The organism is Sulfoacidibacillus ferrooxidans, assembly GCF_022606465.1.
Taxonomy (GTDB): Bacteria; Bacillota; Bacilli; order Alicyclobacillales; family SLC66; genus Sulfoacidibacillus; species Sulfoacidibacillus ferrooxidans.
Map to the genome: position 1 here is coordinate 1 of NZ_JALBUF010000112.1, position 351 is coordinate 351.

Here is a 351-nt window from a genome sequence, read left to right on the forward strand (position 1 = left end):
TGGAGGAATTTTTCCTCGTTTCCATTGGTCCATAGCGCTGCCTTCAAAGAGACCATATTCCGCATCTCCTTAGTCCATTTTTTTGTGGTTTCCCGATCTTTTTTTGTAGTCATGGCACTTCACACCTATATTGATTCGCTCATCAATGACAGCAATTCTTGCGTCGCTGGCCCCATGTCCACAATCTCATTCGGATCTTCTCCGATCATGTCCCACACAGACAGTCGATCAAAATCAACTGTAATTGATTTTTTGAGCGTGTCAGGAATTTGTTTAGCCACTTCTCTTGCCAATGCGTAGATACGAACGTCAATCAATACTTCATCGTTGCGTATACTCATTGGAAAGTTG

General features: G+C 42.7%; 1 protein-coding gene. It reads right to left on the bottom strand.

All coding sequences use genetic code 11. The features are described from left to right. Positions 1–125 precede the first annotated feature (125 nt). Positions 126–351: hypothetical protein (locus MM817_RS16610; RefSeq protein ID WP_241717182.1), on the bottom strand; the 226-nt coding region annotated here is incomplete at its 5' end.